At 46.2% G+C, this 1,850-nt stretch carries 1 protein-coding gene; it reads left to right on the forward strand.

The genetic code is table 11. The features are described from left to right. Positions 1–139: 139 nt before the first annotated feature. Positions 140–1,850, forward strand: a 1,711-nt coding sequence (gene dnaG, locus AC4MRV_RS22005; protein WP_491189397.1) for a DNA primase, incomplete at its 3' end; no start/stop codon positions are given.

Consider the following 1,850-nt stretch of genomic DNA (forward strand, 5'->3'; position numbering starts at 1 on the left):
GTTCGTTCTAAACTCGCTTAATCCCAAATCAAATTGCAACAAGCCGTGCAATCCTATGGAACGCACGGCTTGTTTGTATCTGCTACCTATTCAAACTATATTATCATCACTCTCAGTTAGTGCATTTTTCTAAGGTTTTATGGCTGGAATTATCCCACGTAGTTTCATTGATGACCTCCTCGCGCGTCTCGATATCGTCGACATCATTGACGCACGCGTAAAACTTAAGAAAAAGGGCAAAAACTACAGTGCTTGTTGTCCGTTTCACAACGAAAAAACTCCCTCTTTTAGCGTAAGCCAAGAAAAGCAGTTCTATCACTGTTTTGGTTGCGGCGTACACGGTAATGCCATCGACTTCATTATGGAGTTCGAACGCCTCGAGTTTGTTGAGGCCATTGAAGAGCTTGCGAGCTTTCTTGGCTTAGAAGTCCCTCGAGAGCAGCGCAGCGGTGCCATTTCAACTCAGCCGCGTGCCAACACGGAGCAAAAGCGTAACCTATATGACTTAATGGGTGGTATCAGCCAATTTTACCGCTCACAACTCAAGCTATCAGCGAGCAAGCCCGCGATTGATTACCTCAAGAATCGAGGTCTGTCGGGCGAAATCGTACAGAAGTTTGGGATTGGTTACGTCGCCGATGAGTGGGATTTAGTTCGTAAGAATTTCGGTCAACAAAAAGAAGCGCAGGACATGCTGGTCACAGGCGGCATGTTAATCGAAAACGACAAGGGTAACCGATACGACCGTTTTCGTGGACGCATCATGTTCCCGATTCGCGATCGTCGTGGTCGAGTGATTGGTTTTGGTGGCCGTGTTCTTGAAGATGGAACACCAAAGTACCTCAACTCCCCTGAGACTCCGATCTTCCATAAAGGCAAAGAGCTATACGGTCTTTACGAAGTCTTACAGGCTTACCGTGAGCCACCTCAAGTCTTGGTGGTTGAAGGTTACATGGATGTTGTCGCACTAGCGCAATATGGCGTAGATTATTCCGTCGCCTCGTTGGGCACTTCGACAACCGGTGATCATATCCAGATGCTGTTCCGTCAAACCCACACGGTTGTGTGTTGTTATGATGGTGACAGAGCGGGTAAAGAAGCCGCTTGGCGCGCACTGGAAAATGCACTTGAGTATTTAAAGACCGGGAATACCCTGAAGTTTCTGTTCTTGCCAGATGGCGAAGACCCAGACAGCTATATTAGACAGCACGGCAAAGAGGCCTTTGAACAACTGGTTCAAAACGCAACGCCACTTTCTACTTACTTGTTCGACAACCTAATTGAAATTCATCAATTAAACCTTGGAACAACTGAAGGTAAATCGGCGTTGAGAGCCCATGCCAGTGCACTGATCAATAAAATTCCTGATAGCTACTTCCAAGAACTGCTCGAAAAGTTACTGGATGAGCGCACTGGGTTTGATAATCAGCTAAGACGAGCTAGAGTTCATAACAAGAGCTCTAGTCCGCAACCGCATAAAGAGCTTAAACGCACCCCTATGCGAGAAGTGATCGCTTTGCTTCTACAAAATCCGAGCTATGCTGATATGGTACCGGATTTATCGAGTGTTCGAGACTTACCATTACCTGGTTTAAGTTTATTCGTTGAGGTACTTGATAAATGCCATACTAACCCCCATATCAACACCGGCCAGTTATTAGAGCACTGGCGACACAGTAAACATGAGGCACTTCTGTCTCGTCTCGCGAGCTGGGAAATCCCCCTCGATGATGACAATCAAGAAGATATATTCTTAGACTCATTGGACAATATTCTTGCCCAGTGCGTAGAAAAGCAAATTGAAAACCTGCAGGCCAAAGCAAGAAGTGTCGGTTTATCAGCCGAAGAAA

The sequence above is a fragment of the Vibrio sp. genome, from assembly GCF_984391705.1.